21 protein-coding genes are annotated in these 24,779 nt (G+C 71.8%); 5 read left to right on the forward strand and 16 right to left on the reverse strand.

Features of this window, described 5'->3' with window-relative positions:
* Positions 1-7: 7 nt before the first annotated feature.
* The 3 genes from OG738_RS41050 to OG738_RS41060 form a co-directional block, all read right to left on the reverse strand.
* On the reverse strand, positions 8-1,216 hold the full coding sequence (locus OG738_RS41050) for an LCP family protein (protein WP_329049189.1): 1,209 nt from the start codon (positions 1,214-1,216) through the stop codon (positions 8-10).
* Between the two features lie 95 nt (positions 1,217-1,311).
* The gene (locus OG738_RS41055) at positions 1,312-2,559 is read right to left on the reverse strand and encodes a cyclopropane-fatty-acyl-phospholipid synthase family protein (protein WP_329049191.1); all 1,248 of its coding nucleotides are present in this window, start codon (positions 2,557-2,559) and stop codon (positions 1,312-1,314) included.
* 94 nt (positions 2,560-2,653) lie between these two features.
* Positions 2,654-3,346 (reverse strand): alpha/beta hydrolase, encoded by a 693-nt coding sequence (locus OG738_RS41060; protein WP_329049192.1) that lies wholly within the window; start codon positions 3,344-3,346, stop codon positions 2,654-2,656.
* A gap of 117 nt (positions 3,347-3,463) precedes the next feature.
* Here OG738_RS41060 and OG738_RS41065 point away from each other — a divergent pair, with 117 nt between their 5' ends.
* Together OG738_RS41065 and OG738_RS41070 are read left to right on the forward strand one after the other, a co-directional pair.
* Complete coding sequence (locus OG738_RS41065) at positions 3,464-4,192, forward strand: SIS domain-containing protein (protein WP_329049193.1); 729 nt, start codon at positions 3,464-3,466, stop codon at positions 4,190-4,192.
* A 122-nt stretch (positions 4,193-4,314) separates the two neighbouring features.
* Positions 4,315-5,481, forward strand: coding sequence for a serine hydrolase domain-containing protein (locus OG738_RS41070; protein ID WP_329049195.1), 1,167 nt, complete (start codon positions 4,315-4,317; stop codon positions 5,479-5,481).
* Between the two features lie 136 nt (positions 5,482-5,617).
* Here the strand turns inward: OG738_RS41070 and OG738_RS41075 are convergent, their stop codons facing one another.
* Both OG738_RS41075 and OG738_RS41080 read right to left on the reverse strand, forming a co-directional pair.
* Positions 5,618-7,489 carry an ABC transporter ATP-binding protein gene (locus OG738_RS41075; RefSeq protein ID WP_329049196.1) on the reverse strand — a complete coding sequence of 624 codons (1,872 nt, stop codon included), beginning with the start codon at positions 7,487-7,489 and terminating at the stop codon, positions 5,618-5,620.
* Positions 7,490-7,586: 97 nt separating this feature from the next.
* Positions 7,587-8,015 carry a MarR family winged helix-turn-helix transcriptional regulator gene (locus OG738_RS41080; protein WP_329049198.1) on the reverse strand — a complete coding sequence of 143 codons (429 nt, stop codon included), beginning with the start codon at positions 8,013-8,015 and terminating at the stop codon, positions 7,587-7,589.
* A gap of 72 nt (positions 8,016-8,087) precedes the next feature.
* On the opposite strand from OG738_RS41080, the gene OG738_RS41085 reads away from it, so the two are divergent.
* Entirely contained in the window at positions 8,088-8,939 is an 852-nt protein-coding gene (locus OG738_RS41085; protein ID WP_329049199.1) for an LLM class flavin-dependent oxidoreductase, read from the forward strand.
* Positions 8,940-8,985: 46 nt separating this feature from the next.
* Positions 8,986-10,353 carry a glycosyltransferase 87 family protein gene (locus OG738_RS41090; protein WP_329049200.1) on the forward strand — a complete coding sequence of 456 codons (1,368 nt, stop codon included), beginning with the start codon at positions 8,986-8,988 and terminating at the stop codon, positions 10,351-10,353.
* Here OG738_RS41090 and OG738_RS41095 read toward each other — a convergent pair.
* The 7 genes from OG738_RS41095 to OG738_RS41125 all read right to left on the reverse strand — a co-directional run bounded on the left by OG738_RS41095 (position 10,340) and on the right by OG738_RS41125 (position 19,265).
* Positions 10,340-10,549, reverse strand: a complete 210-nt coding sequence (locus OG738_RS41095; RefSeq protein ID WP_003071237.1) for a helix-turn-helix domain-containing protein — start codon at positions 10,547-10,549, stop codon at positions 10,340-10,342. The genes OG738_RS41090 and OG738_RS41095 overlap by 14 nt on opposite strands.
* A gap of 177 nt (positions 10,550-10,726) precedes the next feature.
* Positions 10,727-12,355 carry an ABC-F family ATP-binding cassette domain-containing protein gene (locus OG738_RS41100; protein ID WP_329049201.1) on the reverse strand — a complete coding sequence of 543 codons (1,629 nt, stop codon included), beginning with the start codon at positions 12,353-12,355 and terminating at the stop codon, positions 10,727-10,729.
* Between the two features lie 159 nt (positions 12,356-12,514).
* A complete protein-coding gene (locus OG738_RS41105) occupies positions 12,515-13,186 on the reverse strand; it encodes an acVLRF1 family peptidyl-tRNA hydrolase (protein WP_329049203.1) in 672 nt (223 codons plus the stop codon).
* 72 nt (positions 13,187-13,258) lie between these two features.
* Positions 13,259-16,129: a S8 family serine peptidase gene (locus OG738_RS41110; protein WP_329049204.1), complete on the reverse strand. Its 2,871-nt coding sequence runs from the start codon at positions 16,127-16,129 to the stop codon at positions 13,259-13,261.
* Positions 16,130-16,426: 297 nt separating this feature from the next.
* Entirely contained in the window at positions 16,427-18,007 is a 1,581-nt protein-coding gene (locus tag OG738_RS41115) for a deoxyguanosinetriphosphate triphosphohydrolase family protein (RefSeq protein WP_329049205.1), read from the reverse strand.
* Positions 18,008-18,285: 278 nt separating this feature from the next.
* On the reverse strand, positions 18,286-18,921 hold the full coding sequence (locus tag OG738_RS41120; protein ID WP_329049207.1) for an SRPBCC family protein: 636 nt from the start codon (positions 18,919-18,921) through the stop codon (positions 18,286-18,288).
* Entirely contained in the window at positions 18,918-19,265 is a 348-nt protein-coding gene (locus OG738_RS41125) for an ArsR/SmtB family transcription factor (RefSeq protein ID WP_329049209.1), read from the reverse strand. Before OG738_RS41125 ends, OG738_RS41120 begins: the two co-directional genes overlap by 4 nt.
* Before the next feature lie 145 nt (positions 19,266-19,410).
* Here OG738_RS41125 and OG738_RS41130 point away from each other — a divergent pair, with 145 nt between their 5' ends.
* Complete coding sequence (locus OG738_RS41130) at positions 19,411-21,072, forward strand: GGDEF domain-containing protein (RefSeq protein WP_329049210.1); 1,662 nt, start codon at positions 19,411-19,413, stop codon at positions 21,070-21,072.
* Positions 21,073-21,127: 55 nt separating this feature from the next.
* Here OG738_RS41130 and OG738_RS41135 read toward each other — a convergent pair whose 3' ends face one another.
* From OG738_RS41135 to OG738_RS41150, 4 genes are read right to left on the reverse strand one after another with little or no spacing between them, the layout of a single operon-like run.
* Positions 21,128-22,288 carry a sulfotransferase family protein gene (locus tag OG738_RS41135; protein ID WP_329049212.1) on the reverse strand — a complete coding sequence of 387 codons (1,161 nt, stop codon included), beginning with the start codon at positions 22,286-22,288 and terminating at the stop codon, positions 21,128-21,130.
* Positions 22,289-22,296: 8 nt separating this feature from the next.
* Complete coding sequence (locus tag OG738_RS41140; protein ID WP_442875970.1) at positions 22,297-23,079, reverse strand: SDR family oxidoreductase; 783 nt, start codon at positions 23,077-23,079, stop codon at positions 22,297-22,299.
* Positions 23,080-23,081: 2 nt separating this feature from the next.
* The gene (locus OG738_RS41145) at positions 23,082-24,272 is read right to left on the reverse strand and encodes a hypothetical protein (RefSeq protein WP_329049214.1); all 1,191 of its coding nucleotides are present in this window, start codon (positions 24,270-24,272) and stop codon (positions 23,082-23,084) included.
* Complete coding sequence (locus tag OG738_RS41150) at positions 24,269-24,748, reverse strand: nuclear transport factor 2 family protein (protein ID WP_285482998.1); 480 nt, start codon at positions 24,746-24,748, stop codon at positions 24,269-24,271. Before OG738_RS41150 ends, OG738_RS41145 begins: the two co-directional genes overlap by 4 nt.
* Positions 24,749-24,779 lie beyond the last annotated feature (31 nt).

Raw genomic sequence — 24,779 nt, forward strand, 5'->3', positions numbered from 1 at the left:
TCCCGAATTAATTGGCGATGACGCCGGCCGGGACCTCCGTGTCGTTCTTCAGCGCGTCGAACAGCTGCTTCGACTTGGTCTTGTCCCAGTTCTCGGCCGACGCGCTCGTCACCGGGACCGTCGTCGTCACCACGCCACCCGAGGAGATCCCGCGCAGCGCGATCGCCAGGCCCACCAGGTTGTGCACGTGGTCGCCCGAGTCCATGGTCAGCGCGTCCGGCGCCGAGGACAGCAGCGGGAAGAAGTCGAACGGGTTGAGCAGCGTGCCGGGGCTGGCGATCTGGCTGACCAGCGCGCCGATGAACTTGCGCTGGTTGGCGACGCGGTCGAGGTCCGAGCGCGGCGTCGCGTCGCTGTGGCGCATCCGGACGAAGCCCAGCGCCGAGCGGCCGTCGAGCGACTGGCAGCCCGCCTTGATGCTGATGCCCGTCACCGTGTCGTTCATGTCCTTGTCGATGCACATGTCGACGCCGCCGATCGCGTCGACGATCTTGGCGAACCCGCCGAAGCCGATCTCCGCGTAGTGGTCGATGTGCAGGCCGGTGGCGCCTTCGACGGTCTGCGCGAGCAGCTTCGGGCCGCCCAGCGAGAACGCCGCGTTGATCTTGTTCTTGCCGTGACCGGGGATCGACACCTGCGAGTCGCGCGGCAGCGACAGCAGCGTCGGCTTGGTGGAGTTGTCCGGCAGGTGCGCGACCATGATCGTGTCGGTGCGCTGCCCGCCGCCGGCGGCCGCGACGTCGCCGGTGGCCAAGCGCTCCTCGTCCGCAGCGGTGAGCCCCTCACGGCTGTCGGAGCCGACGATCAGCCAGTTGGTACCGGACGCGGCGACCGGGCGGCCGGAGTAGTCGGCGAGCGCGTCGACGCGCTTGATGGAGAACTCCAGGTAGACCCAGATGCCGGCGAGGAACACGACGAACACCAGCAGCAGCGTCAGGAGGATCCGGCCGATGCCCCAGCGGCGCCGCCGGGGCGGCCGGGACGGCGGGTAGTCGTCGTCGGCCGGGCGCCGAGGCGGGTCCTGCCGCGGCGGCGGGGGCGGCGCGTACTGCCGCTCGTCCTCGCGGGTGCCCATCGGGCGGGTGCGCTCGTCGTACGGGCTCTGGCCGCGCCCGGGCAGCGGCATCATCTGCGCGCGCTGGTCGCGGGAGCGCCCGGCGGGCCGGGGCGGCGGCATCCGGCGCCCGCCGTCGTCGCCACGGTACGTCATCACCATCACCCAATCCCGATCCGGACAAGCTGTCGCAGCCAGTACACCGCACGCCCTCGTAAGGAGGACGTGCGGCACCGGGGTCGGGTTGTCCGGCGAAGTTACTTGCCGGTCGCCTCGTAGCCGAACTGGTGGACCTTGAGGTACCCGGAGCGGAACCCGGCCTCGGAATAGGCCAGGTAGAACTCCCACATCCGGCGGAAGACGTCGTCGAACCCGAACCCGGCGATGTCGGCCCAGCGGTGCAGGAACCGTTCGCGCCACCACCGTAACGTGCGCGCGTAGTCTTGGCCGAACTCGCGCATCCCGGCCAGCTTGAGCCGGGTGTTCGCCTTGACGCCCTCCTCGACCGAGCGCACCGACGGGATGATGCCGCCCGGGAAGATGTACTTGTGGATCCAGGTGTAGGCGCGCGAGGCGGCCAGCATCCGGTCGTGGTCCATGGTGATGGCCTGCAGGCCGAACCGCCCGCCGGGGCGCAGCCGCTCCCCGATCGTGGCGTAGAACGCCGGCCAGTAGGACGCGCCGACGGCCTCGATCATCTCGACGCTGACCACGGCGTCGTACTGGCCGCTCGACTCGCGGTAGTCACACAGCTTCACGTCGACGCGGTCGGAGAAGCCGGCCGCCGCGATGCGCTCGGTGGCCAGCGCGCGCTGTTCCTCCGAAATGGTCAGGGACGTCACCTGCGCGCCGCGGGCCGCGGCGCGGATGGCGAGTTCACCCCATCCGGTACCGATTTCGAGGACTTCGCTGCCCTCGCGGACGCCGGCGTAGTCCAGCACGCTGTCGATCTTGCGGTGCTGCGCGGCGGTGAGATCGTCGGCCGGGCCGAACAGCGCCGAGGAGTACGTCATCGACTCGTCGAGGAAGGTGCCGAACAGGTCGTTGGACAGGTCGTAGTGCCGGTGGATGTTGGCCCGCGCGCCTTCGAGGGTGTTCTCCTCGGACGGCGGCTGCGTGCGCTCGGCGATCCGCCGGAACTTCTGCAGCACCGGCGGCACCAGGGTGGCCATCCGCTCGGCGAACGGGGTCAGCACCTCGGCCAGGTCGGACGCGGTCCAGTCGCCGGCCATGTAGGACTCGCCGAAGCCGATCTTGGCGTCGACGCCGAGGCGGTGGAAGAAGGCTTCGGGCCGGAGAATCCGCATTTCGGGCGACTCCGGGCCGCCGGCGCCGAGCACGGTGCCGTCCGGGAACGTCACCCGCAGGTCGAGCGGGCGGACCGCGCGGCGGAACAGCGCGGCGGCGATCCGGGCGCGCAGTGCGGACCGCGGCGGGCTCGCCAAGCCCGGCCAGCGGGACTCGTCGGGGATGTCCTGAGCGCGGTCGACACTCGAGGTGGTCACGGTTCTCCCTCCGGCAGGCCGGCTGCGCCGGTGATCGATCCTAGTCGCCGCACCCCCGCGGCGCGTTTCGCTGTATGCCCTGTTCGGGGCGGTTCTACACCGGTATTCGGAGCCGCTGCGGCCCCGGCGCGGCCCACGCGCCGCGGAGCTCGTCGCGGACCTCCCCGGCGAGCACTTCCAGTGTGAAAGCAATCGTCAGCCGGGTCCACACGGACGACCGGCGGAGCATCGCGTGGCCTTCGTTCGCGATCTCGAACCGCGCGACGCGGGCGGCCACGCCCTCGGCGCGTCCGGCGAAGGCGTGCGACTCGGCCGGGCTCGTCATCCGGTCGCGCGTGCCGTGCACGATGAGCACCGAGCGCCCGGCGACGGCGGCCACCGGCTCGCCCCCGGGCGTCCACGGCGCCAGCGCGCAGACCCCGCGTACAGCCGGGTCGTCGGCGACGCGCAGCGCCACCCGGCCGCCCATGGAGTGGCCGACCAGCACGACCGGCAGGCCCGGGTGGTCGGCGTGGACGCGGTCGAGGGCCCAGCGGGCGTCGTCGACGGGGTCCAGCGCGGGAGCGTTCCAGCCGTAGCGGCGGTTGCGCACCAGCCGCACCTCGACGCCGTCCGCGCGGCCGGCCCGGTGCAGGGCGCGCGCGATCGGCACCATCCGCAGGAAGGCGAGCTTCCAGGGCGGCACCCGGCCCGTGCCGCGCTCGGCGCCGCCGTGCAGCACCAGCACGACCGCTTCGGTCCGCCCGCGCGCCGGCCACCGGGACACCGCCGGTTGCGTCTCGCTCACCCGCGTCCTCCTCCTCGCCCGCATTCGGGTCAACCGCGACCGCCCACCGGGCTATTCCACCGCCTGCCACCATCTTCGCGGTAGATTCGGCGCCCGATCCCCTACGGAAGGGTGGGTGTGGTGAGCGCCACGGACATCTCGGCCAGCGTCGCCAAGCAACTGGCCGACGTCGAGCAGGCCAACGCCGAGGCAGTGCGCGAAGCGGCGGATCTGGTGCTGGGGGTGATCCGGGCCGACGCACTGGTCTATACCGCCGGGGCCGGGCACTCGCTGGCCGCCGTCGCCGAGACGTTCTACCGGGCCGGCGGCCTGGCCTGCGTGTACCCGCTGTACCACCCGGACCTGCTCCCGCTGCACGGCGCGGTGAGCAGCACGAAGACCGAGCGGCGCACCGGCCTGGCCGCCGAGGTGCTGGCCGAGCGCGCGCCGGGGCCGGACGACGTGCTGGTGGTGTTCTCGACGTCCGGGTCGAACCCGTACCCGGTCGAGCTGTGCATCGAAGCCCGGAAGTGCGGGGCGGCGGTCATCGCGATCACGTCGCGGGCGTGCGTGGCGGCGGCGCCGCGGCGGTCGTCGAGCACGCTGGTCGAGCAGGGCACCGTCGTGCTGGACTCGCTGGTGATCCCCGGCGACGCGAGCTACCCGCCGGACGCGCCACGCACCGCGCCGCTGTCCACTGTGGTCAACGCGTTCCTGTGGAACCTGGTGCTCTCGCAGGTCTACGACCGCGGGACGGCCGAGGGGCTCGACGTCCCGCTGTGGCGCAGCTCCAATGTGGAGGGGGGCGACGAGGCGAACGCCGCGCTGCTGGAGAAGTACGGCGCGATCGTGCCGCGGCTGAAGTAGCCGGCGACCGCGCCAGTTCGTGAAGAAGCACCGGCCGGGCACGCCTTGACGAGCGTGCCCGGCCGCCTTAGCGTCTCCATACCGACTGGTCGGTGTGCTCAGCGGCGAGCGAAGGAGACCCCATGGACGGTGCCACGGCGACGGTGCACGGCGAGTGCGCCCCCGGGTTCGAGCCGGTGCGCGAAGCCTTCGAGGCGAACTTCCGCGAGCGCGGCGAGCTGGGCGCGGCGTTCACCGCCTTCCGCGACGGCGAGGTCGTCGTGGACCTGTGGGGCGGCTGGTCCGGTCCGGACCGGACGCGTCCGTGGCAGGCGGACACCCTGGCCAACGTCTGGTCGACGACCAAGGGCATGACCGCGATCTGCGCGCACAAGCTGGCCGACGCCGGCGAGCTGGACGTGGACGCGCCGGTCGCGAAGTACTGGCCCGAGTTCGCCGCGGCGGGCAAGGGCGAGATCCCGGTGCGGTGGCTGCTTTCGCACCGCTCCGGCGTGCCCGGCATCGGGCTCGACCGGCCGGTGGCCGTCGAGGAGCTGTACGACTGGGACCTGATGACGTCGCTGTTCGCGGCCCAGGAACCGTTGTACGAGCCCGGTTCCGCGGGCGGCTACCACGCGCTGGCCTACGGCTGGCTCGTCGGCGAGGTCGTCCGGCGGATCGCCGGGCAGGGCATCCGCGAGTTCTTCGCCGAGCAGGTCGCCGGGCCGCTCGGCGCGGACTTCTCGATCGGCCTGGGTCCTGACGCCGACCTGGACCGCTGCGCCACCCTGGTCGACCCGGTCATGACGGAGGAGATGGCGAACGCGCTGGCCACGGCGTTCGCCGCCGCCGGCCCGGTCGCGCAGGCCGCGTTGACCAACCCGCAGCTCGCCGGGCACCACGCCAACGACCCGGCCTTCCGCCACGCCGTCATGCCGGCGTTGAACGGCCACGGCACGGCCCGCGCGATCGCGACGATCTACCACGCGCTGGCCACCGGCACGCTCCTGTCCGCCCCGGCGCTGGCCCGGGCGCGGGAGAGCCAGGGCAGGGAGATCGACGCGGTCCTCGGCCTGCCGAACGAGTGGGGCCTGGGCTTCTACCTCGGCAGCGACGCCCGCGGCTTCGGCCCCAACCCGGCGGCCTTCGGCCACGACGGCCTGGGCGGCTCCACCGGCGGCGCCGACCCGGAAAACGCCATCGCCTTCGGCTACACCCTCAACCAGCTGGGCCCCTTGATCCGCGACGACCCCCGCAAAATGGCCCTGGTCACCGCCCTCTACACGTGCGTCGACGGGCATCAGGCGTGATAAGCGGGGCATCACGCGTGTCTGTAGGGGCATCACACGTGATTGGAGGGGCATCAGCGCGATGCCCCGCCAATCACACGTGATGCCCGCTCAATCACACGTGATGCCTCTCCAATCACGAGTGATGCCCCGCTGATCACGCCACGGCGGGTTCTTCTTCGGCGAACTGGGTTGCGTGGAGGGTTGCGTAGCGGCCGTTGGCGGCCAGGAGTTCCTCGTGCGTTCCGCGTTCCACGATTTCGCCGTGCTCCAGGACCAGGATCTGGTCGGCCGCGCGGACCGTCGACAGGCGGTGCGCGATCACCAGGGCCGTGCGGCCGGCCAGCGCGTGCGTGAGGGCTTCGCCGACCGCCGCCTCGGACTCGGAGTCCAGGTGCGCGGTCGCCTCGTCCAGCACGACGACCTTGGGCTGCGCCAGCAGCAGCCGCGCGATCGTCAGCCGCTGCCGCTCGCCGCCCGAGAGGCGGTAGCCGCGCTCCCCCACCGTCGTGTCAAGACCGTCCGGCAGCGAATGCACCAGCTCGCCGAGCCGCGCCCGCTCGAGTGCCGCCCAGATCTCGTCGTCGGTGACGCCCGGGCGCGCGTAGGCCAGGTTCGCGCGGATCGTCTCGTGGAAGAGGTGCCCGTCCTGCGTCACGACGCCGACGGTTTCCCGCAGCGAAGCGAAACTCAGGTCCCGGACGTCCACATCGGACAGTCGCACCGACCCGGAGTCGACGTCGTACAGCCGCGGCAGCAGCGACGCGATCGTCGACTTCCCCGCGCCCGAAGACCCCACCAGCGCGACCATCTGCCCCGGCTCGGCGCGGAACGAAACCCCGTGCAGCACCTCTTCGCCGCCGCGGTGGTCGAGCGTCGCGACGTCTTCCAGCGACGCCAGCGAGTACCGGTCCGCCGCCGGGTAGCCGAAGCGGACGTCCGAAAACTCGACGGAGACACCGGAAGAAGCGGGCAACGCACGCGCGGCGGGCTTCTCCTCGATCATCGGCTTCAGGTCGAGGACCTCGAAGACGCGCTCGAACGACACCAGCGCCGTCATGACGTCGACGCGGACGTTGGCCAGCGCGGTCAGCGGCGCGTAGAGCCGCGTCAGCAGCAGGGCCAGCGCGACGACGGTGCCCGGCGCGAGCTTGCCGGTCAGCGCGAGGTAGCCGCCGAGGCCGTAGACGAGGGCCTGCGCCAGCGCCGAAACCAGGGTCAGGCTCGTCATGAACCAGCGGGTCAGCATCGCAGTCCGCACGCCGATGTCGCGCACGCGCCCGGCGCGCACGCCGAAGTCGTCGGCCTCCTGCACCGGACGGCCGAAGAGCTTCACCAAAGTAGCGCCCGGCGCGGAGAACCGCTCGGTCATCTGGGTGGTCATGCCGGCGTTGAGGTTCGCGGCTTCCCGCTGCAGCCCGGCCATCCGGCGGCCGAGCCGGCGCGCGGGCAGCACGAAGATCGGCAGCAGCACCAGCGCGAGGAGCGTGACCTGCCACGACAGCGTCAGCATGACGGCCAGGGACAGCGCCAGCTGGATCGTGTTGGTGACCAGCCCGGACAGCGTCGCGGTGAACGTCCGCTGCGCGCCGATGACGTCGTTGTTCAGGCGTGAGACGAGCGCACCGGTGCGGGTGCGCGTGAAGAAGGCGATCGGCATCCGCTGCACGTGCTCGAACACCGCGCGGCGCAGGTCGTAGATGATGCCCTCGCCGATGCGCGCGGACTGCCAGCGTTCGATGAGGCCGAACCCGGCGTCGGCCACCGCGAGCAGCGCGATGACGACCGCGAGCCACACGACCAGCGGCAGGTCACGGCCGCCGACGATCGCGTCGACCACCTTGCCCGCCAGCACCGGCGTCGTCACCGCGAGGACCGCCGAGATCACGGTCAGCACGAGGAAGGCGAGCAGCCGCCGCCAGTGCGGCCGGGCGAACCGCGCGACGCGTTTCAGCGTGCCGCGGGTCAGCCCCTTCGGGACGTCGTTGGCGCGCATCGCCGAGCTCAGCAGCGCCCAGGTGTTGTCCATGGGAAACCCCCAGTGTCGAAACCTCTACTATGGCTGAGGTTTTCTCCGGATATGACCTGGACAACGCCATCGTTGCCCGTTTGCTTCCCGCCGCCGTTCACTCCCCGCGAACAACGCGGTGCAGTGCGGCGCGCAGCCGGTCCGCGTCCCCTTCGGCCAGCGGTTCCAGCAGCAGCGCCTCAGCTTGCCGGGTCGCTTCCTCGCCCGCCGCGCGGACCCGCTCGCCTTCGCCGGTCAAGGTGACGAGCCGCTTCCGGCGGTCCCCCGGCGCGACCTCGCGCCGGACCAGGCCCTTGTCCTCCAGCTCGTCGACGAGCGCGACCATCGTCGTCCGGTCGATGCCCAGGCGCACCGCGCCGTCCTGTTGCGACAGCGGCGGTCCGTCCCCGAACAGCGTCAGCAGCGCGAGCTGGCGCCCGGTGATCCCGAGTGGCGCGTACCGCGGCTCGGCCAGCTCGGCGAGCCGGAGCTGGGCGTGCTTGAACAGGTAGCCGAGCCGCCAGGTGACGGCGAGATCGCTGGACATGCGAGAACTCTACCCTTACGCTGATCGTCAATAATACTGATGATTTGTTACTCTGATGATCAGGAGAGCGTCATGACCAGTGTCGGGCTCAAGCCACCCCAGCAGCACATCGGCATCGCCGCGCTCCGCGAGATCTGGGCCATCGCCGACGACGCCGGCTTCGACGGCTGCTGGGTCTTCGACCACCTCGCCCCGATGGGACCGGACCGCACCGGCGACATCTTCGACGGCTGGACCCTCCTCGCGGCGATGGCCGAAGCGACGAAGCGGGTCCGCATCGGATGTCTGGTGTCGGGCAACACGAACCGCCACCCGGGCACGTTCGCGAAGATCGCGGTGACCGTCGACCACCTCGCCGGCGGCCGGCTCGACGTCGGCCTCGGCGCAGGCGGCGACGCGATGACCGACACGATGATGGGCACGCCAACGCCGCCACCGGTCGAACGCGTCGAACGGCTCGCCGAAACCTGCGAGATCCTCAAGCTGCTGTGGACCCGGCCGGTCACCGACTACCCGGGCCGCCACTACACGTTGACCGGCGCGCGCAGCGACCCGAAACCGCGGCAGCCGAAGCCGCCGCTGTGGCTGGGCAGCAGCGGGGAGAAGCTCGGCCTGCGAGTGGTCGCCGCGCACGCCGACGTGTGGGTCAACGCGGCCCTGCCGGGCACGGAAATCGCCGAGCTGCAACGGCTTTCGCGCGTACTGGACGCCCACTGCGCCGCGGCCGGCCGCGACCCGTCGACGATCCGGCGGGCGGTGCAGTTCCGGCTGCCGTCCGATGCGGACAGTGCAGTGCGGCTCGCGGAGAGCTACGTCGAGGCGGGTTTCACGGAGCTGGTCCTGATGCCGACCGGGCATGACGACGTCGTGAAGGCGTCGCAGGCGGCCGCGGACCTGCTCCCCCGTCTGCGAGAACTGGGCTGAACCGGGCGGCCCGCGACGATTCCGGCGCGCTCGGTAGCCTGACGGGGTGGGAACGGAGGTGGGCCAAGCGCCCGCATGGCGGCGCGCGGCAGGGCTCTTCACCGCACCCGCGAGCGCTCTCGACAAAGCCCCGCTGCGCTGGGACCTCGGCTTCTACCTCGCCTGCCTGGCCTTCGCGCTGCCCACCGCGCTCAAGTCCGAGTTCTACGGCTACCGCGTCTGGGGCACCTTCGCGACCGTCGCCTACGCTCTCGGCGCGCTGCACAGCGGGTGGCTGCTGCTGTCCGCACGAGCCGGCCGTACGCCACCCGGCGTACTCCGCTCACGCTGGTGCGGGATCGGCGCCGTCGCACTGTTGGCAATGATCCTTCCGTTGCTGCTTCTGGTGATCCGGCGACTGACCGGAGTGGACTGGCTGATCACGCCGTTCTCGTGGGCCGCGCAGCCCGAGGTCTGGGTGATCGAGCGGTCGGCGGATCTGCTGCTGCACCACGGAACCCCGTACGTCGACGTCACCGCGCTCGGCCGGCCGCCGGTCGTCAACGACTACACCCCCTACGGCCCGGTCATGGCCGTCTTCGGCCTGCCGCGTGCGCTGTTCGGCGGCACTCCGCTGGGTGACGCGCTCACCGACGCCCGGTGGATGTTCGCGCTGTCCGCCTGCGCGTGCGTGCTCGGCACGCTGAAGCTGCTGAAGTGGCCGAAGGTTCCCGTGGGCGCGGCGCAGCTCGCGCTGGCGTGCCCGCTCACCGCGCTCACCTGGGCCGTCGCCGGGCCGGACCTGGCGATCGTCGGGCTGCTGGTGCTGGCCTGCGCGCTCGCCGCGACCGGGCGGGCCGCGTGGGCGGGCCTGGTGCTGGCGCTGGTCGTCAGCGCGAAGCTGATCGTCGCGCCCGCGGCCGCGGTACTGGCGGTGTTCGTGCTGGTACGCCGGGGCGGGGTTAGCCACAAGACAGGGCTCGACTGGCCCGCGGTGGGGCGGTTCGCGTCAGCGCTCGTGGCGACGACGGCCGCGCTGCACCTGCCCGTGTACCTCGTGGACCCGGCGGCGTTCGTGGAGCACGTCTTCCGGTTCCCCCTCGGGATGGGCGTCGTGCGGTCGCCCGCGGCGAGCCCGCTGCCGGGCCACCTGATCGCCGAGACCGGCGCGATCGGCCAGGTGGCGGCGTTCGCGCTCGTCGGCGCCGCGGCCGTGGCGATGCTGGTCTGGCTGGTGCGCCGGCCCCCCGCGAACGGCTCCGGCGCAGTGCTGCGCATCGCCGTCGGACTCGGCGCGTTGATCCTGCTCACCCCGGCCACCCGGTGGGGTTACCTGGTGTACCCGCTGGTCCTGCTCGGGGCCCACCTGACGTTCCGCGTGGCCGAAGATCCCGCTGCGCCCCCCGCGCAGCAGTCCGCGACTACTTCTTCTTGACCCTGGTCGCCCCGCCGCGCCCCCGCAGCTGGACTCCGGACTCCGACAGCACCCGGTGGACGAACCCGTAGGAGCGGCCCGTCGACTCCGCGAGGGCCCGGATGCTCGAGCCCTTCTCGTATTTCTTCTTCAGGTCAGCGGCCAGCTTGTCGCGCGTGTTGCCGGTGATCCGCGCGCCTTTCTTGAGATCAGCCACGTCGATCGCCTTCCCGCCGAGAGTGTTCTGGGCCACATATCGGCCCCTGCCGGGGCAATGATCGAACACTGAGCGCCGGATTGCCAGACGACAGCCCTAAAACAGCCGAAATTGCGATCACATTGGGCCATTCCAGTGCTGGGCGGGAGTGATCTTGCACCCGAATGGACGCATCGATCACGCGAGCTGGACAAGTTCCAGGTAGTCCGCCGACCAGTGGTCCTCGGTGCCGTCGGGCAGCAGGATGACCCGCTCGGGCTCCAGCGCCTCGACCGCGCCGGGGTCGTGCGTGACCAGCACGACGGCGCCCGCGAAGCTGCGCAAAGCGTCCAGGACCTGGGCGCGGCTGGCCGGGTCGAGGTTGTTGGTCGGCTCGTCGAGGAGCAACACGTTGGCAGCGCTGGAGACCAGGCCGGCGAGCGCGAGCCGGGTCTTCTCGCCGCCGGAAAGCGTGCCTGCGGGCTGGTCGAGTTGTTCGCCGGTGAAGAGGAACGAGCCGAGCAGGTTCCGCAACTCCTGAGCGCCGGTGTCCGGCGAGAGATGTCGGATGTTTTCCCACACCGACGCATCATGATCAAGAGTTTCGTGTTCCTGTGCGTAATAGCCCAAACGCATTCCGTGACCCGGCACGATCTCGCCGGTGTCCGGGGTTTCCATTCCGCCGAGGAGCCGGAGCAAAGTCGTCTTTCCCGCGCCGTTCAGGCCGAGTACGACGACCTTCGAACCGCGGTCGATGGCGAGGTCGACGCCGGTGAAGATTTCCAGCGAGCCGTAGGACTTCGAGAGGCCCTCGGCGGTGAGCGGGGTGCGGCCGCAGGGCGCGGGGTCCGGGAACTTGATCCGGGCGACCTTGTCGGCCTGCCGGGTTTCGTCGAGCGCCGACAGCATCTGCTCCGCACGGCGGGCCATGTTCTTGGCCGCCACGGCCTTCGTCGCCTTCGCGCCGAGCTTTGCGGCCTGCTGCTGGAGCGCCGACGCCTTCTTCTCGGCGTTGGCGCGCTCGCGGCGGCGGCGCTTCTCGTCGGTCGCGCGCGCGTCGAGGTAGCGCTGCCAGCCCATGTTGTACAGGTCGAGTTCGCCGCGGGTGGCGTCGAGGAACCAGACCTTGTTGACCACGTCGGCCAGCAGCTCGACGTCGTGGCTGATCACGACCAGGCCGCCGTCGTGCTGCTTGAGGAACCCGCGCAGCCAGTTGATGGAGTCGGCGTCGAGGTGGTTGGTCGGCTCGTCGAGCAGCAGGATCGTCTCGGACTTGCCGCCGGCGCCGGCTTCGGCCGCGGCGAACAGGATCCGCGCCAGCTCGACGCGGCGGCGCTGGCCGCCCGACAGCGTCTGCAGCGTCTGGGACAGGATCCGGTCCGCCAGGCCGAGGTTCGAGCAGATCCGCGCGGCTTCGCTCTCCGCGGCGTACCCGCCGAGCGACGAGAAGCGCTCTTCGAGCCGCGCGTAGCGGTTGATGGCCTTGTCGCGCGCGGCGTCGTCGACGAGCTCGGCCATCGAGGCCTGTGCCTTCTCCATGTCGCGCATCAGCTTGTCGAGGCCGCGCGCGGAGAGCACGCGGTCCTTCGCGGTGACCGAAAGATCACCTTCGCGCGGATCCTGGGGCAGGTAGCCGAGCTCGCCGGTGCGGCGGACCTCGCCCGCGTGCGGCTCGCCTTCGCCGGCGAGGACCTTCAGCGAGGTGGTCTTGCCCGCGCCGTTGCGGCCGACGAGGCCGATGCGGTCGCCGGGCTGGATGCGGACGGTGGCGCCGTCGAGCAGGATGCGCGAACCCGCGCGCAGCTCAAGGCCGGTGGCCGTGATCAAGGGAGACTCCCGTGGACGGGGGTGAACGGAGGACTGTGTCTGCTCGAAGGCAGCGTCGAGCGGCCGGTCGGTTCGACCGGGCGGCGTCACTCCAGCTGGATATCCACGGAGCCCAGTGTACGGGCCGGGGTCGAGGAGTTTTTCCGGACGTGTGCGGTCTCACCCATCGCGCAGGGTGACCTGCACCGACAGTGCGCGCACGGCCGCTTCGCCGAGCACCGCCCGGCTGGGCTCGCCGACCTCCAGCACGCGCGGCTCCGCCCGGGCGAACAGCGGGGCCAGCCGGCGGTCCTCCCGCAGCTCGCCGAGGGCTCGCCGGTCGCCGCCGAGCACGACGGCGTCCACTTCGGACAGTCGGGGGACCAGGACTTCGAAGACGTCGTTCGCCGCGTCCTCGAGCGCGTGCCGGGCCTGGCCCGCGCGACGCCGGGCGAAGCGCTGCTGCGACCAGCCGCCCGCGGCGGAGCGGCCCTGCACGAGGTGCCGGTCGGTGCGGGACAGCTCGACCCGGCCGTCGTCCGCGATGCCGACGCTGTGCCCGCCGACCCGCACCAGGACGAGCGCGACCCGGCGCGGCACCAGCGCGTGCGCGACGATCGCGTCGACGACCAGGCCGTCGAACGTGCCCGGCGGCGCCTCCAGCGGTCCGAAAGGGACGGTCGCGGTCGCGGTGGCCCCGTCGTTCGCCACCGCGCGGACGACGAGCTCGCCGACCTCGGTCGTCACGACCCCGTCGTGCCGCGCGGAGAAGCGGTCGAACCAGCCGGCGAGCCGGTCCGGCGGCACCTCGACCGTGCGGCCGCCGCCCGGGGCCTGTCGTGGCTTCGCCATGGGAAAAACGGTACGGGGCCGCCGCGTCACCGCGACGGCCCCGTTCGGGTTGTTCGGTTCACGGCACGGCGGTCACAGAGGGTGCACCGGACCGTTGTTCACGGCCCCGTGCACGTTCGCCGGCGCGCCGGCCGCCGGCGGCTGCACGAACCCGTTGATGTGCAGGGCGACCGAGCGGATCGAGCCGACGTCGCCGCCCGCCGCGTCGACCACGAAGAACGTCCACGTGCCGTCGACGGCCGCGCCGGTCAGGCCGCCGGTCAGCGGCTGCGTCGGCCGCCACGTGCCGGTGAACGGCGCGTTCGACGCGGTCACCGTGCTGAACGCGGTCGCGGCGGTGTCGGCGAAGACGACCTGGCAGAAGTTCTTGCCGGAGCCGCCGTTGCGCTGGAACACCGTCGCCTTCGCCCCCGACGGCGCGGTCAGCGTGCCGACCAGGTCACCGACGTAGGAGTGGTTCAGCCCCACCGTCGTCGAGGCCGGGTCGGTGCTGCACGTCGTGCCGTCCACGGAGAACGCCACCTTGGCCGCGCGGCCGACCCCGGTGACCGGGATGGTCACCGACGCCCCGACCGGGCTGTTGTCCGGGATCGCCACCGGCGCGCCGGTGTAGGCGAAGTCCTGCGCGACCGGCGACGGGGTGCCGACCGGCAGCGAGAACGTCGACGTCGTCGGCGAGTGCGCGCCGGCGAACGTGACCCGGGCGTTCAGCACCACCGGCACGCCCAGCTGCTGCGTCGCCGGGACGGTGATGGTGAAGTCGTTGACGCCGGTCTGTCCCGGGCTGATGGTGCCGTAGGACTTGGCCCGCGGCGCCACCGTGACACCCGGGGTCGGGCTGGTGAGCACGACGCTGGTGGACACCGCGGTGCCGTCGCCGTCGTTGGTCACCGGCAGCGTCACCTTGGCCGTGTCGCCCGGGTCGAGCGAGGAGCCGCCGTCGGCCGGGGTGACCGTCGGCTGCTTCGCCACCGCGAGCGGCTGCGGGCTGGCGCCGGTGTAGGCGAGCACCTTGTCCGCGAGGAGGACGCCGGCGCCGGTGACGTTGTCGCGGCCGGGGGCCTCGATGTCGACGGCGGTGTTGATCAGCGCGTCCCGGACGTCCGACGGCGGAAGGCCGGGGTTGCCCGAAAGGACCAGCGCGGCGATCGCGCCGGCGTGCGGGGCGGCGGCCGAAGTGCCGAAGAACGGGCTGAAGCCGGACACGCTGGTCTTCACGCCGTCGGCCGCGGTGATCTCCGGCTTGTTCCGGACCTCACCACCGGTCGAGGACACGTTGCCCGGGGTGATCGGGGTGCCGTCGGCCTCGTAGAACATCCGCCGCGGGCCGTCGGAGCTGAACCGCTCGGCCTTCGACGTGCTGCTGAACGAACCCGGGAACGGACCGGCCGGGTTGGCCGGGTCGCCCGGCTCGAGCGGCCGGCCGAACGCCGCGGCCGCGGGGGTGGCGGCGACGCTGAAGGCGTTGCGCGCGGCCGAATGGCCGACCGTCACGCCCGGGGTGTTGTAGGCCTTGAGGCCGTCCGCCGAGTCCTTGAACCGGCCGCGCAGCGCGGACAGCGACAGGTAGCGGTTCGCCCCCGAGAACTTCACGACGGCCAGGCGCAGCCCGGTGCCCCCGAAGGCCGGCGTCTGCAGGATCTCGTACGGGTCCTGGGTGCCGTCCTGGACGTTCTGGCTGAAGCTGACCACGGCACCCGCGGAGTTGAGCAGGTAGAGGTCGTAGTCGTTCGCCGAGTGCCCGAGCGGGTCGGACCAGTGCAGCGTCACCGGGACGCCGGCCGACGAGGCGTCCGAGATGGGCTCGTAGATCTGGGTGCCCGCGGCGCCGGCGAAGTTGTGCGCGGCGCCGGCGAACTTGCCGACGGACTTGCCGGAGTCGGCGAAGTCGCCTTCCCAGTGGCCGGCGGTGCCGTCGGCGACGTTGCCTTCGTTGCCCGCCGAGGAGAAGTACAGCGCGCCGTTCGCGGTCACGTCGTTCACGGCCTGGGCGATGATCCAGTCCTGGAACGGGGATTCCTTGAAGTAGATGACGTCGTCGACGATGACGTCGCAGTGCGACTCGAAGCGCAGCTTGCGGATGTTGTCCGCGAAGCTGGCGTCGGAGTTGAACGCCGACGCGAAGCCGAGCGCGGCGTTCGGCGCGAGGTCGTGGATGATCTCGAGCATCGCGGTGCCCTCGTCGCCGCTGCCCTCCTGGCCGGCGATGACGTCGACGTTCGGCGGGAGCTCGCCCTTGGCCTGCGAAGCGGCCAAGGAGTCGACGCCGTCGGACAGCGCGCACGCCTTGACGCCGACGCCGGTCACGCCGAACTGCTGGCGGGCGAGGTCGGCGTTGTGGGCGCGGTCGCCCTCGCTGGTGACGGTCGCGGCCGCCGCGGCGCTGCGCTGCGTCTTGCTCGCCACCGCTTTCTGCAGCTCGCCCGCGATGCGGTCGGCCTTCTGCTGCTTGGTTTCGGTCTTGACCGGCGTCGTCGCCGGCGTCTCCAGCTCACGGGCCGTCATGGCCTGGTCGGCCTGCTCGACGCGCTGGACGTCACCCCGCGCGGCGATCTCGCTGACCTTGGCCACCGGGAGCTCGGCCCGGACGCTGGCGTACCGGTCGGACACCGCGCGGATGCCCGCCCCGGCCTTGGTGAGCCCGGCGAGGAGGTCCGGCGAGACCTTGCTCGCGCGGATGTCGACCAGGACGGTGCCGGTGGCGCCCACCCCGGACTGGAGCGCGTTCAGCTGCTTTCCCAGGCCTTTTTCGGCGACGAGCAGCTTACTGTCTACTTTGGACTCGGTGGCGGTGCGCCCCGCCTTGACCGCCTGCAGGGCGGCGATCTGCTGCTGCGCGGTTTCGCTGAAGGTGTCCGGTGTGGACGCGGTGGCGGCGCCCGCGGCGGGCGGCGACACGAGGCCGAGGGCGGCGAGGAGTGCCGCCGCCCCGGCGGTGAGCACGGTGGTTCTCGATCTCGTGGAACGGGTACGACGCACGTGCGCCCTCCGATTCTCCAGGCGCGTGCCCCGACTCACGCTGACCGACGCCGGTGATCACCGGCTGGCCCCAGCTAAGTACCGCAAGTTTTCGTAAACATCAGCCGTTCGAGTGACAAAAGCCGGATAATTTCCGGAACCGGCCAGATGTCGTAGGCCGTTCAGCGCAACGCCGTGCCGATCACCGGACAGGCACCGGACAACGGGACCGCCCGTGCAACGGGCGTCTCCCGTTGGCGAATCCCGTTACCGCCGAAGCGATCAGAGCACGAAGGAGTCCGACCACGGCTGGGCCGCCCGGCCCGACAGTGCGTCCAACAGGGTCACCGCCTGCTTGTCCGTCAACGAAGCCACGAAGTCCACCACGGCCCGGCCGCGAGCCAGCTCGCGTACCGCGTCCGGTCCGGACACCGGTTCCCCCGTCGCCCCCACGAGCAGTTCCGGCGCCGTCCGCGCCAGCCCCGTGTACTCCGCGTGCGCCAGCTCCACCAGGTCGTGCAACCGCCTCGGCAGCCGCGAAACCTCGTCGCGGTCGGCCAGCCACGCGTCGAGCGCGTCCACCAGGCTCGACACCACGCCCGCCTGGCCGCGCTGGTGCAACGCCAGGTCCGGGCGCAGCAGCACGAACCGGCGGTGCACGAACTTCAGCACCTGGACCTCGTGCCACTGGGCCGGCCGAAGCGACACGTGACCGGTGCGGGTGGACGGCGACGCCAGCACGAACACCCCGTCCACCAAGCGCGCCGTCCAGTTCGCCGAGAACGCCGCCGTCGCCTGCTCCGCCTCGATCGAGCCGTCGAACTCCGCGGCCAGCAGGCCGTCGACCAGCTCCGCGCGGACGCGGGCCACCGCCGCGGCGAACGCGTCGTCGTCGACGATCCACGCGTCCTTGCCGTGCATGCGGCGGCGGACGCGCTCGAGCGAGCGGCCCGGGCGGCGCAGTTCCGCGTGCAGCGTCTCGTCGTCGAGCGCGGCCAGCTCGCCCGCGTGCTCGAGCCACTCCCCCAGCTCCGCCGCCACCGGCGCGTGCTGCAGGACGCCGATGCGGTGGAAGTCCTGCAGGTCGTGGATGGCGTAGGCGATGTCGTCGGCGGTGTCCATCACGGACGCTTCGACCGTCTGCTGCCAGCCTTCGACGCGCCCCGCGAACGCCGCGCGCGCCTGCTCGAAGTCGTCGAGTTCGGTGGCGTAGGCGGAGAACTTGGCCGCGCCGGTGCCGGGCGCCTCGGCCGGCTCGCCGGCGCCGCGCGGCGGCACGGCCATCGCGGACGGGTGCGGCGCGGGGTGGTGCAGCCGCAACCACGGGTACTTCAGGACGGCCGCGCGCACCGCCGTGGTCAGGTCGAGCCCGATGGCCGACGGCCCGCGCACGTCGGTCGTGGTGATGATGCGGAACGTCTGCGCGTTGCCCTCGAAGCCGTCGGCCAGCCCGAAGCGGTGCCGGGCGATGCGGTCGAGCGTCTGCTCGCCGAGGTGCCCGAACGGCGGGTGCCCGAGGTCGTGCGCGAGCGCGGCGGCCTCGGCGACGTCCGGGTCGCAGCCGCCCAGCTTGTCGGCCAGGCCGGCGTCGGGGCCGGTGGTGATCCGCTCGGCGATGGCGCGGGCGACCTGTGCCACCTTGAGGCTGTGGGTGAGCCGGTTGTGCAGCAGCCCGGCGCCGCCGGCGCTGACCACCTGCGTCACGCCGCCGAGGCGGGCGAAGAAGGGCGACGCGGCGATGCGGTCGCGGTCGATCCGGAACGGGCTGGTCGCCAGGTCGGTGAACCCGCCGGCGTTCGCAGCGTCGACGGCGGGGTCCCGCCGCACCACCCTCGGGTCGGTCTGCTCGCTGCCCTGATCCATGCGCCGACTTTATCCGGAGGTTCACCTGAACGGCGGCCAGGCGCCCGGCTACCCGGACCGGTGCCCGTGTCGCCCCTCCAGTCACGAGTGATGCCCCTCCAATCACACGTGATGCCCCTCTAGTCACGCGAAATGCCCCGAGACGCACACGAGATCTCCCGCGGCGCTCGTGCGGCGAGGGGCAACGGCGGTGATCAGGAAGGCATCACCCGTGCTTGAAGGGGCATCTCGCGTGATTGACGGGGCATCACTCGTGATCGGGGGGACGACACGCCGGGTCAGGCCTCCGGCGGGGTCGTGTACGCCTTCAGCGTGCGGTCGGCGGCCGCGCGTGCCTTGGCCGGGTCCGCGCCCGCGGCGACGTCGGCCTCGTACCAGGCCTCGCCCGACGCCGTCATGAAGCGGATGCCGTCGGCCGACATCATCCAGGCCATCGCCGCCTCCGGGTCGACGGCCGTGCCCGGCGCGCGCAGGTGCAGCACCAGGCCGACGAGCGCGCCGTCCCAGCCGATGCCGACCGCGCCCGGGCCGAACTCGTCCCAGCGCTCGTCGACGTGCGCGACGTGCTCCAGCTCGAACCGGGTGCCCTCGCCCTCGGGCGTGAGGCGGACCTCGATCCAGCTGACGTTGCCGCCCAACTCCCACGTCGCGGCGAAGCTCTTCGGCGGGTCGCACCGCTCGACCGTGCCGCCGGCGTTGCCCTGCAGCTGGTACTTCCCGCCGAGCTTGAGCTCGCCGCTGACCGGCAGGAACCAGCGCGGGATGCGCTCGGGGTTGGTGCAGGCGTCCCACAGGTCGTCGACGTCGGTGTCGTAGACCTGGCTGATGGTCAGGACGCGGGCCTCCTTCCCCTCGAGCACCCGGTCGCCGAGCGTCCGGCGCACGGCGCTGATCTGGTGGCTGACGTCGATCACGGACCTTCTCCTTCGGTGAGGCGCCGCGCGCGCTTGCCGCGGGCGATTTCGGTGGCCAGCGCGTCCAGCGGCGGGGTCCAGAACCGGCGGAACCGGTCGAGCCAGACGTCGACGTCGCGCAGGGGCGCGTGCCCGACCGCGTACAGCCGCCGCGTCCCGTCCTGGCGGACGACCGCGAAGCCGTTCTCCCGCAGCACTTTCAGGTGCTGCGACACCGCGGGCTGCGAGATGCCGAACTCGGCCCGGATCACCTCGGCGACCGCGCCGGCGGCCCGTTCGCCGTCGGCCAGCAGCTCGAGGATCCGGCGGCGGACCGGGTCGCCGAGGACGTCGAACGCGTGCACAGTGCCAAAGTACAAGTAGCGACTTATATAAGTCAACCGTGAACTAGTGGCGGGCATCACCCTGCGTTACCCCGATCAGGGTAACGGCGGTGAACATCAGTCGACATCGGTTTCGTTTCCCCGCCCCAGCCGCGACGATCGGAGCGTGAAGTCGCCACGCGCGGTCCGCTTCGCCTTCCAGCCGCTGTACAGCCTCCACACCGGGGGCGTCGTGGCTCACGAAGCGCTGGCCAGGCCGGGTCAGGGCACCGTCCCCGAACTCCTCGCGCAGGCCCGCCGCGACGGCCGCCTCGCCGACGTCGACCTCGGGCTCGCGATCGCCGCCGTCCGGCAGGTCGAGTCACCGCTCCCGCTGCACGTCAACCTCTCCGCCCGCACGCTCGCCGCCCCGCAGGCCATGTACGAAGACCTGCTGGAGGAGCTCGGCGACGCCGGGCGCCGCACCCGCGACGTCGTCCTCGAGATCGGCCCGCCGTTCGCGCCGCTGCCCGCCGACCGCGCGCTCGCCGGGATGCGGATGCTCACCGAGCTCGGCTTCCGGCTCGCGCTCGACGGCCTCGGCCGCGCCGACCTGCCGCTCGGCCTGCTCGTCGAGGCGCCGGTCGACCTGGTCAAGCTCGACCGCACGGTGCTGCGCGGGCTGCCGGACGACCCGGCGTCGGCCGCCCTCGTCGAGGCGCTCCTGCACTACACGAACCGGACCGGCACCCGGCTCGTCGCGACCGGCGTGGAGACCGACGCCCAGCTCGACGCCGTCCGCGGCCTCGGCATCCGGATCGCGCAGGGGAACCTGCTCGCCCCGCCCACCGCCGCCGGCCCCGCGCCGGCCCTGCTCACCCGCGCCCAGCCCGTGCGCGCGCCGGGTCCGGCGCAGTGCGTCGGCGACTTCCTCCGCCCGGCCACGACACTGCCGGAAACCGCGACCTGCGACGAGGTCCGCGAAGTGCTGGCCTCGGCCGACGCGCCCTCGGGCGTCGTCGGGGTCGACGAGCTGAACCGGCCGCGCTGGTCGGTCGACCGGACGCGGTTCCTGGTCGCGGTCACCGGCCCGTACGGGCACGCGCTGCACGCGAAGCGCCCCGCGGCGCGGCTCGCGGACACCCCGCACACGATCGAGGCCCGCGCCGGCGCGATGGAGTTCCTCGAGCTGGTCACCGACGCCGACTGGGGCCGCACCGGCGACGACGTCGTGGTGGTCGACGACGTCGGCCGCTGCCTCGGCGTGGTGCTGGTGACCGAGGTGGTGCGCGGCGTGGCCGAGGCGAAGGTCGAGGCCGCGGCGTCGCTGAACCCGCTCACTCGGCTGCCGGGCAGCGACACGGTCGCCCGCGACGTCGCCCGCCGGATCACGATCGGCGAGCCGTTCGTGGCGGCGTGGCTGGACATCGACGCGTTCAAGGCGGTCAACGACACGGCGGGCTTCGCCGCGGGCGACGACCTGATCCGCGAGCTGGGCGGCGCGCTGACCGGCCTGACCGCGCAGCTGCGCCGGATGCGGGTCAGCCACGTCGGCGGCGACGACTTCCTGGTGGTCTGCGACGTCGACGAGATCGCGACGGTGGCGGGCGCGCTCCTGGACCGCCACTGGTCGGCGGACGGCATGCCGGTGACGGTTTCGCTCGCGACACTGGTCTGCGCGAGCGGCTCGATCCGGTCGTACCAGGAGGTTTCCCGGCTGCTGGCGCCGTTGAAGAAGCGCGCGAAGGCGGTGCCGGGGTCGAGCTGGGTACTCAGCCGCCCGGGCGCGAACCGCGTCGAGGTACTGCGCGGCATCGGGACCCGCGGCCTGCACGCGGCCGTCGGCTGAGACCCCTACCGCAGTGGTCGTGAGTGAGAAACAGGGTTAGAACACTGTTTCTCACTCACGACCCGTACGCGCGCAGGTAGCCGGCGAAACGCTCGTCGACCTCTTCGGCGGTCAAGCCGAAGTCCTCCAGGCGGTAGCGGTGCGCGGGTTTCCGTTCCCCGGAACGGCTTTCTCCGTGCAGCGCGGTCATCGCCGCACGCGCGTCGCCGGTGAACGTCAGTCCGAAGTGGTCGTACACAGCGGACACAGTGCCGATCGGGTCGGCGACGAAGTCCTCGTACCGCACGTCGCAGAACTGCGCCGCGTCGTACCGGGTGCGCGCCGCGCGGAACTCGTCGGCGCCGCGGGCCCACAGGTCGAGCTGCGAACGGCCGATCACGTCGCCGCGGAACTTCGTCGACCAGCCGTCTGCGGCTTTCTCGGCGAGGCTGCACATCGAGCCCATGATGGTGCGCGGCGCGCGGTGCGTCTGGATCACCAGCGCGTCCGGGTAGGCCGCCATCAGCGCGTCCAGGGCGAAGAGGTGGCTGGGGTTCTTGAGCACCCACCGCTTGCCCGCGTCCGGCAGCCCGATCAGCTGCAGGTTGCGCCGGTGGCGGGCGTACGCGTCCGTCCAGTCCTGTTTCGCGAGCCAGCGCGAGTAGCGCGGCACGTGCGCGAGGCATTCGAACGACAGCGACCGCATCGACTGGCGCAGCAGCTGCCAGCACTCCTCGACCTGGTCCGCGGACATGTGGTGCACGCCCATGAACTCGGGGTGCTCGACGTGGTGGCGCTCGTAGCCGGCCTGGATCCCCTGGTACACCGGGTTGTCCGGCCACGTGTCCCGCGGCGGCCGCGGCTGCGGGACCTCGGCGAGCCAGACTTCGAGCCCCTGGTGCGCCGGGTCTTCGGCGAGCAGCCGGTGCAGCGCGGTCGTGCCGGTGCGGGGCAGGCCGGTGACGAAGATCGGCCGGTCGATCGGGACATCCGCCGACTCGGGGTGCTGCTTCCAGCCCGCTTCGCTGAGCAGCCGGGCGACGAGCGCGCCGCGCAGCATCGCGCGGTGCACCTTGTTGCCAAACGGCGTGAGGTCCTCGTCGGCCTCGTACGCCTCCAGCAGCACGCGCAGGCCTTCGACGTACTCGTCCGCGCCGAAGTCGTCGAGGCCGGTGAGCTTGGTGGCCGACGCGTGCAGGTCCTCGACGGTGCCGACGTCTTCGCGGCCGGGGAGCATGGATCCTCCTAGTGGTGGTACTCGCCGCCGTTGACGTCGAGGCACTGCCCGGTGATCGCGCGCGCCATCGGCGAGGCGAGGAACACGACGGCGTCGGCGATCTCGTCGGGCTCCGGCAGCTTGCGCAGGTCTATTGTGGACGCGGTCTCGGCGTACACGTCTTCGGGCGTGATGCCGCGTTCCTTGGCCAGGTAGGCGAAGTACCACTTGAGGTTCGGCGCCCAGATGTACCCGGGCGCGACGGTGTTGACGCGGATCCCGTCCGGCCCGAGTTCGCTCGCGAGACTCTGCGACAGCGACAGCAGCGCCGACTTCGCCATCTTGTACGCGCCGAACGTGCGCCGCGAATGCCGCAGCACCGCGGAGTTGATCATCACCAGCGAGCCCTTGCTCTCCTTGAGCGCGGGCAGGAACAGCCGGGTCAGCCGCAGCACCGAGATCCCGGCCGTTTCGAACCCGGCCCGGACGGCGTCGAGGTCCACAGTGGCCAGATCGGTCAGCGGCGGGACGGCGAAGGCGTTGTGCACCACCGCGTCCACCCGGCCGAACGCCTCGACCGCCTCGCTCACGAGGTTCGCGGCGGAGTCCGCGTCGTCGATGTCGGTCCGGACCGCGACGGCCCGGCGGCCGAGATCGGTGACCTCCTTCGCGACCTCCGTCAGCCGCGACTCGGTGCGCGCGGCGAGCACGACGTCCGCCCCGGCCAGCGCGCTGCGCACGGCGATCGACCGGCCGAGCCCGGGGCCGATCCCCGAGACCACGACCACCTTGCCCTGCAGCAAATCCGACACCGTCACCCCAGCATCCGGGCGGCGACGGCGTCCTGCCGGGCCGCGATCCGCGCCGACCACTCGGCCGGCGTCACGCGCGCTTCCTCGTAGTAGGGCAGCCGGTCCGGCAGCTCGTCCACCTTGACGACCTCGACGACCGGGCCGTCGTCCGGCCCGAGGTCCCGCGCGAGCCGCTGCCAGCGGATCTGGACGTACCCGCGGTCGTGGCCGGTGCGCTCCAGCCAGTTCGCGACGCCGGGGTCGCGCTCGCTGATCACGAACCGGATCTTGCCGTCCGGGTCGACGCGGGCCTGGTCGGCGGTGAGGCTCGTCTGGTGGTTGATGTAGTCGAGCGAGACGTACCAGAGGCTGCCGAGCTGGATGCCCTGGTACGGCGCGTCCGCGCAGCGAGGCACGGTGACGACCATCGCCTCTTCGTCGCCCAGCTCGTAGTGCCCGGCCGAGGAGAACTGCGTCGTCAGGCCGCCCGGCGTCGAGCGCGGCTCGGTCATCGTGTTCACCGGCAGGTTGTCGTAGAACCACTTCGGGAACGCGAGGAACGTCTTGAGCCGGCTCAGCAGGATCTTGCCGGTGACGCCGTAGCGCTTGGCCATCGCCGACCGGTCCGGCACCGGCGGCGCCTGGCCGGCGGTGTCGACGCACCGGATGCGGATCTCGCCGCGCTTCTCCGTCGCCCAGTCGCTGTGGACCTCGCGGACGACGAGCATCGACGAGCCCTCGCCGAGCGTGAAGTAGTTCGGCCCGGGGTTCTCGCGCGCCGGGCCGAAGCGCAGCTCGAACCGGCCGTCTTCGCCGATGTCGATGGCGCGGTCGTCGAACGCGGCGAGGCTGTCGGGCACCACGACCGGCGAGTAGTCGCCGTTGAGGATCTGGAAGCTCAGGTCGGCCGTCGTCCCTCGCACGCCGGTGACGAGGTACTCGCGGTCGGCGCGGATGTTCGCGTTGAAGTACAGCGTGTCCGGGTTGTCCAGGCCCATCTTGGTGTACGGCCCGGTGGACGCGGTGAAGTACGGGAAGTCGCGCTGGTAGGCCCAGGCCATCTGCAGCGACGCGCGGATGCTCCCGGCGAGGTAGTCGTAGCCCTCCAGGAGACCCTGCTCGGTCTGCGCCGGCGGGGCTTCGGCGATCAGCTTCTCGGCCTCCGCGATCGCGTCGGCGAACGACCGGGTCAACGAGAACTCGTTCTCGATCATGCCGGAACGGCCCAGCGGTTCGCGAGCAGCCGGAAGCCCGGGTTGTCCGCCCAGGAGAGCATCGACTCATAGGTCCGGACGTACCCGATGTGCGTCATCCGCCAGGCGCCGTCGGCCTCGCGGCGGTAGGTGTCCTCGTAGAAGGCGGCGCCCTCGATGATCACCTTGTGCTCGGGCACGATGACCTTGTCGGTGAACGACCACCGCCCGGTCGCGGTGTCGCCGTCGACCTCGATCTCGGGCTGACCTGCGTGGTGGACGGTGATGATGCCGTTGCCGAGGCTCTCGGTGAGGAACGCGACGATGGCGTCACGCCCTTCGAAGTGCTTCCCGTCCTCCCCCGTCGCACGGGTCCCGTAGTCGGCGGTGGCGTCGGCGGTGAAGGTGTCGGCCACCTCGTCCCACTGCTTCAGGTCGACCGCGCGGAGGTAGCGGTACTTCAGCCGGCGGATCTCTTCGAGTACGACCAGGTCCATCGTCCCAGGATCGCGCACCGCTTGACCAATG

The organism is Amycolatopsis sp. NBC_01488 (genome assembly GCF_036227105.1).
Lineage (GTDB): Bacteria > Actinomycetota > Actinomycetes > Mycobacteriales > Pseudonocardiaceae > Amycolatopsis.

What these genes read in the sequence shown, in the direction of transcription:
- OG738_RS41050 (WP_329049189.1), bottom strand. Translation starts at nt 1,216, where the DNA reads ATGGTGATGACGTACCGTGGCGACGACGGCGGGCGCCGGATGCCGCCG.
- OG738_RS41070 (WP_329049195.1), top strand. Translation starts at nt 4,315, where the DNA reads ATGGACGGTGCCACGGCGACGGTGCACGGCGAGTGCGCCCCCGGGTTC.
- OG738_RS41075 (WP_329049196.1), bottom strand. Translation starts at nt 7,489, where the DNA reads ATGGACAACACCTGGGCGCTGCTGAGCTCGGCGATGCGCGCCAACGAC.
- OG738_RS41080 (WP_329049198.1), bottom strand. Translation starts at nt 8,015, where the DNA reads ATGTCCAGCGATCTCGCCGTCACCTGGCGGCTCGGCTACCTGTTCAAG.
- OG738_RS41085 (WP_329049199.1), top strand. Translation starts at nt 8,088, where the DNA reads ATGACCAGTGTCGGGCTCAAGCCACCCCAGCAGCACATCGGCATCGCC.
- OG738_RS41105 (WP_329049203.1), bottom strand. Translation starts at nt 13,186, where the DNA reads ATGGCGAAGCCACGACAGGCCCCGGGCGGCGGCCGCACGGTCGAGGTG.
- OG738_RS41115 (WP_329049205.1), bottom strand. Translation starts at nt 18,007, where the DNA reads ATGGATCAGGGCAGCGAGCAGACCGACCCGAGGGTGGTGCGGCGGGAC.
- OG738_RS41135 (WP_329049212.1), bottom strand. Translation starts at nt 22,288, where the DNA reads ATGCTCCCCGGCCGCGAAGACGTCGGCACCGTCGAGGACCTGCACGCG.
- OG738_RS41145 (WP_329049214.1), bottom strand. Translation starts at nt 24,272, where the DNA reads ATGATCGAGAACGAGTTCTCGTTGACCCGGTCGTTCGCCGACGCGATC.
- OG738_RS41150 (WP_285482998.1), bottom strand. Translation starts at nt 24,748, where the DNA reads ATGGACCTGGTCGTACTCGAAGAGATCCGCCGGCTGAAGTACCGCTAC.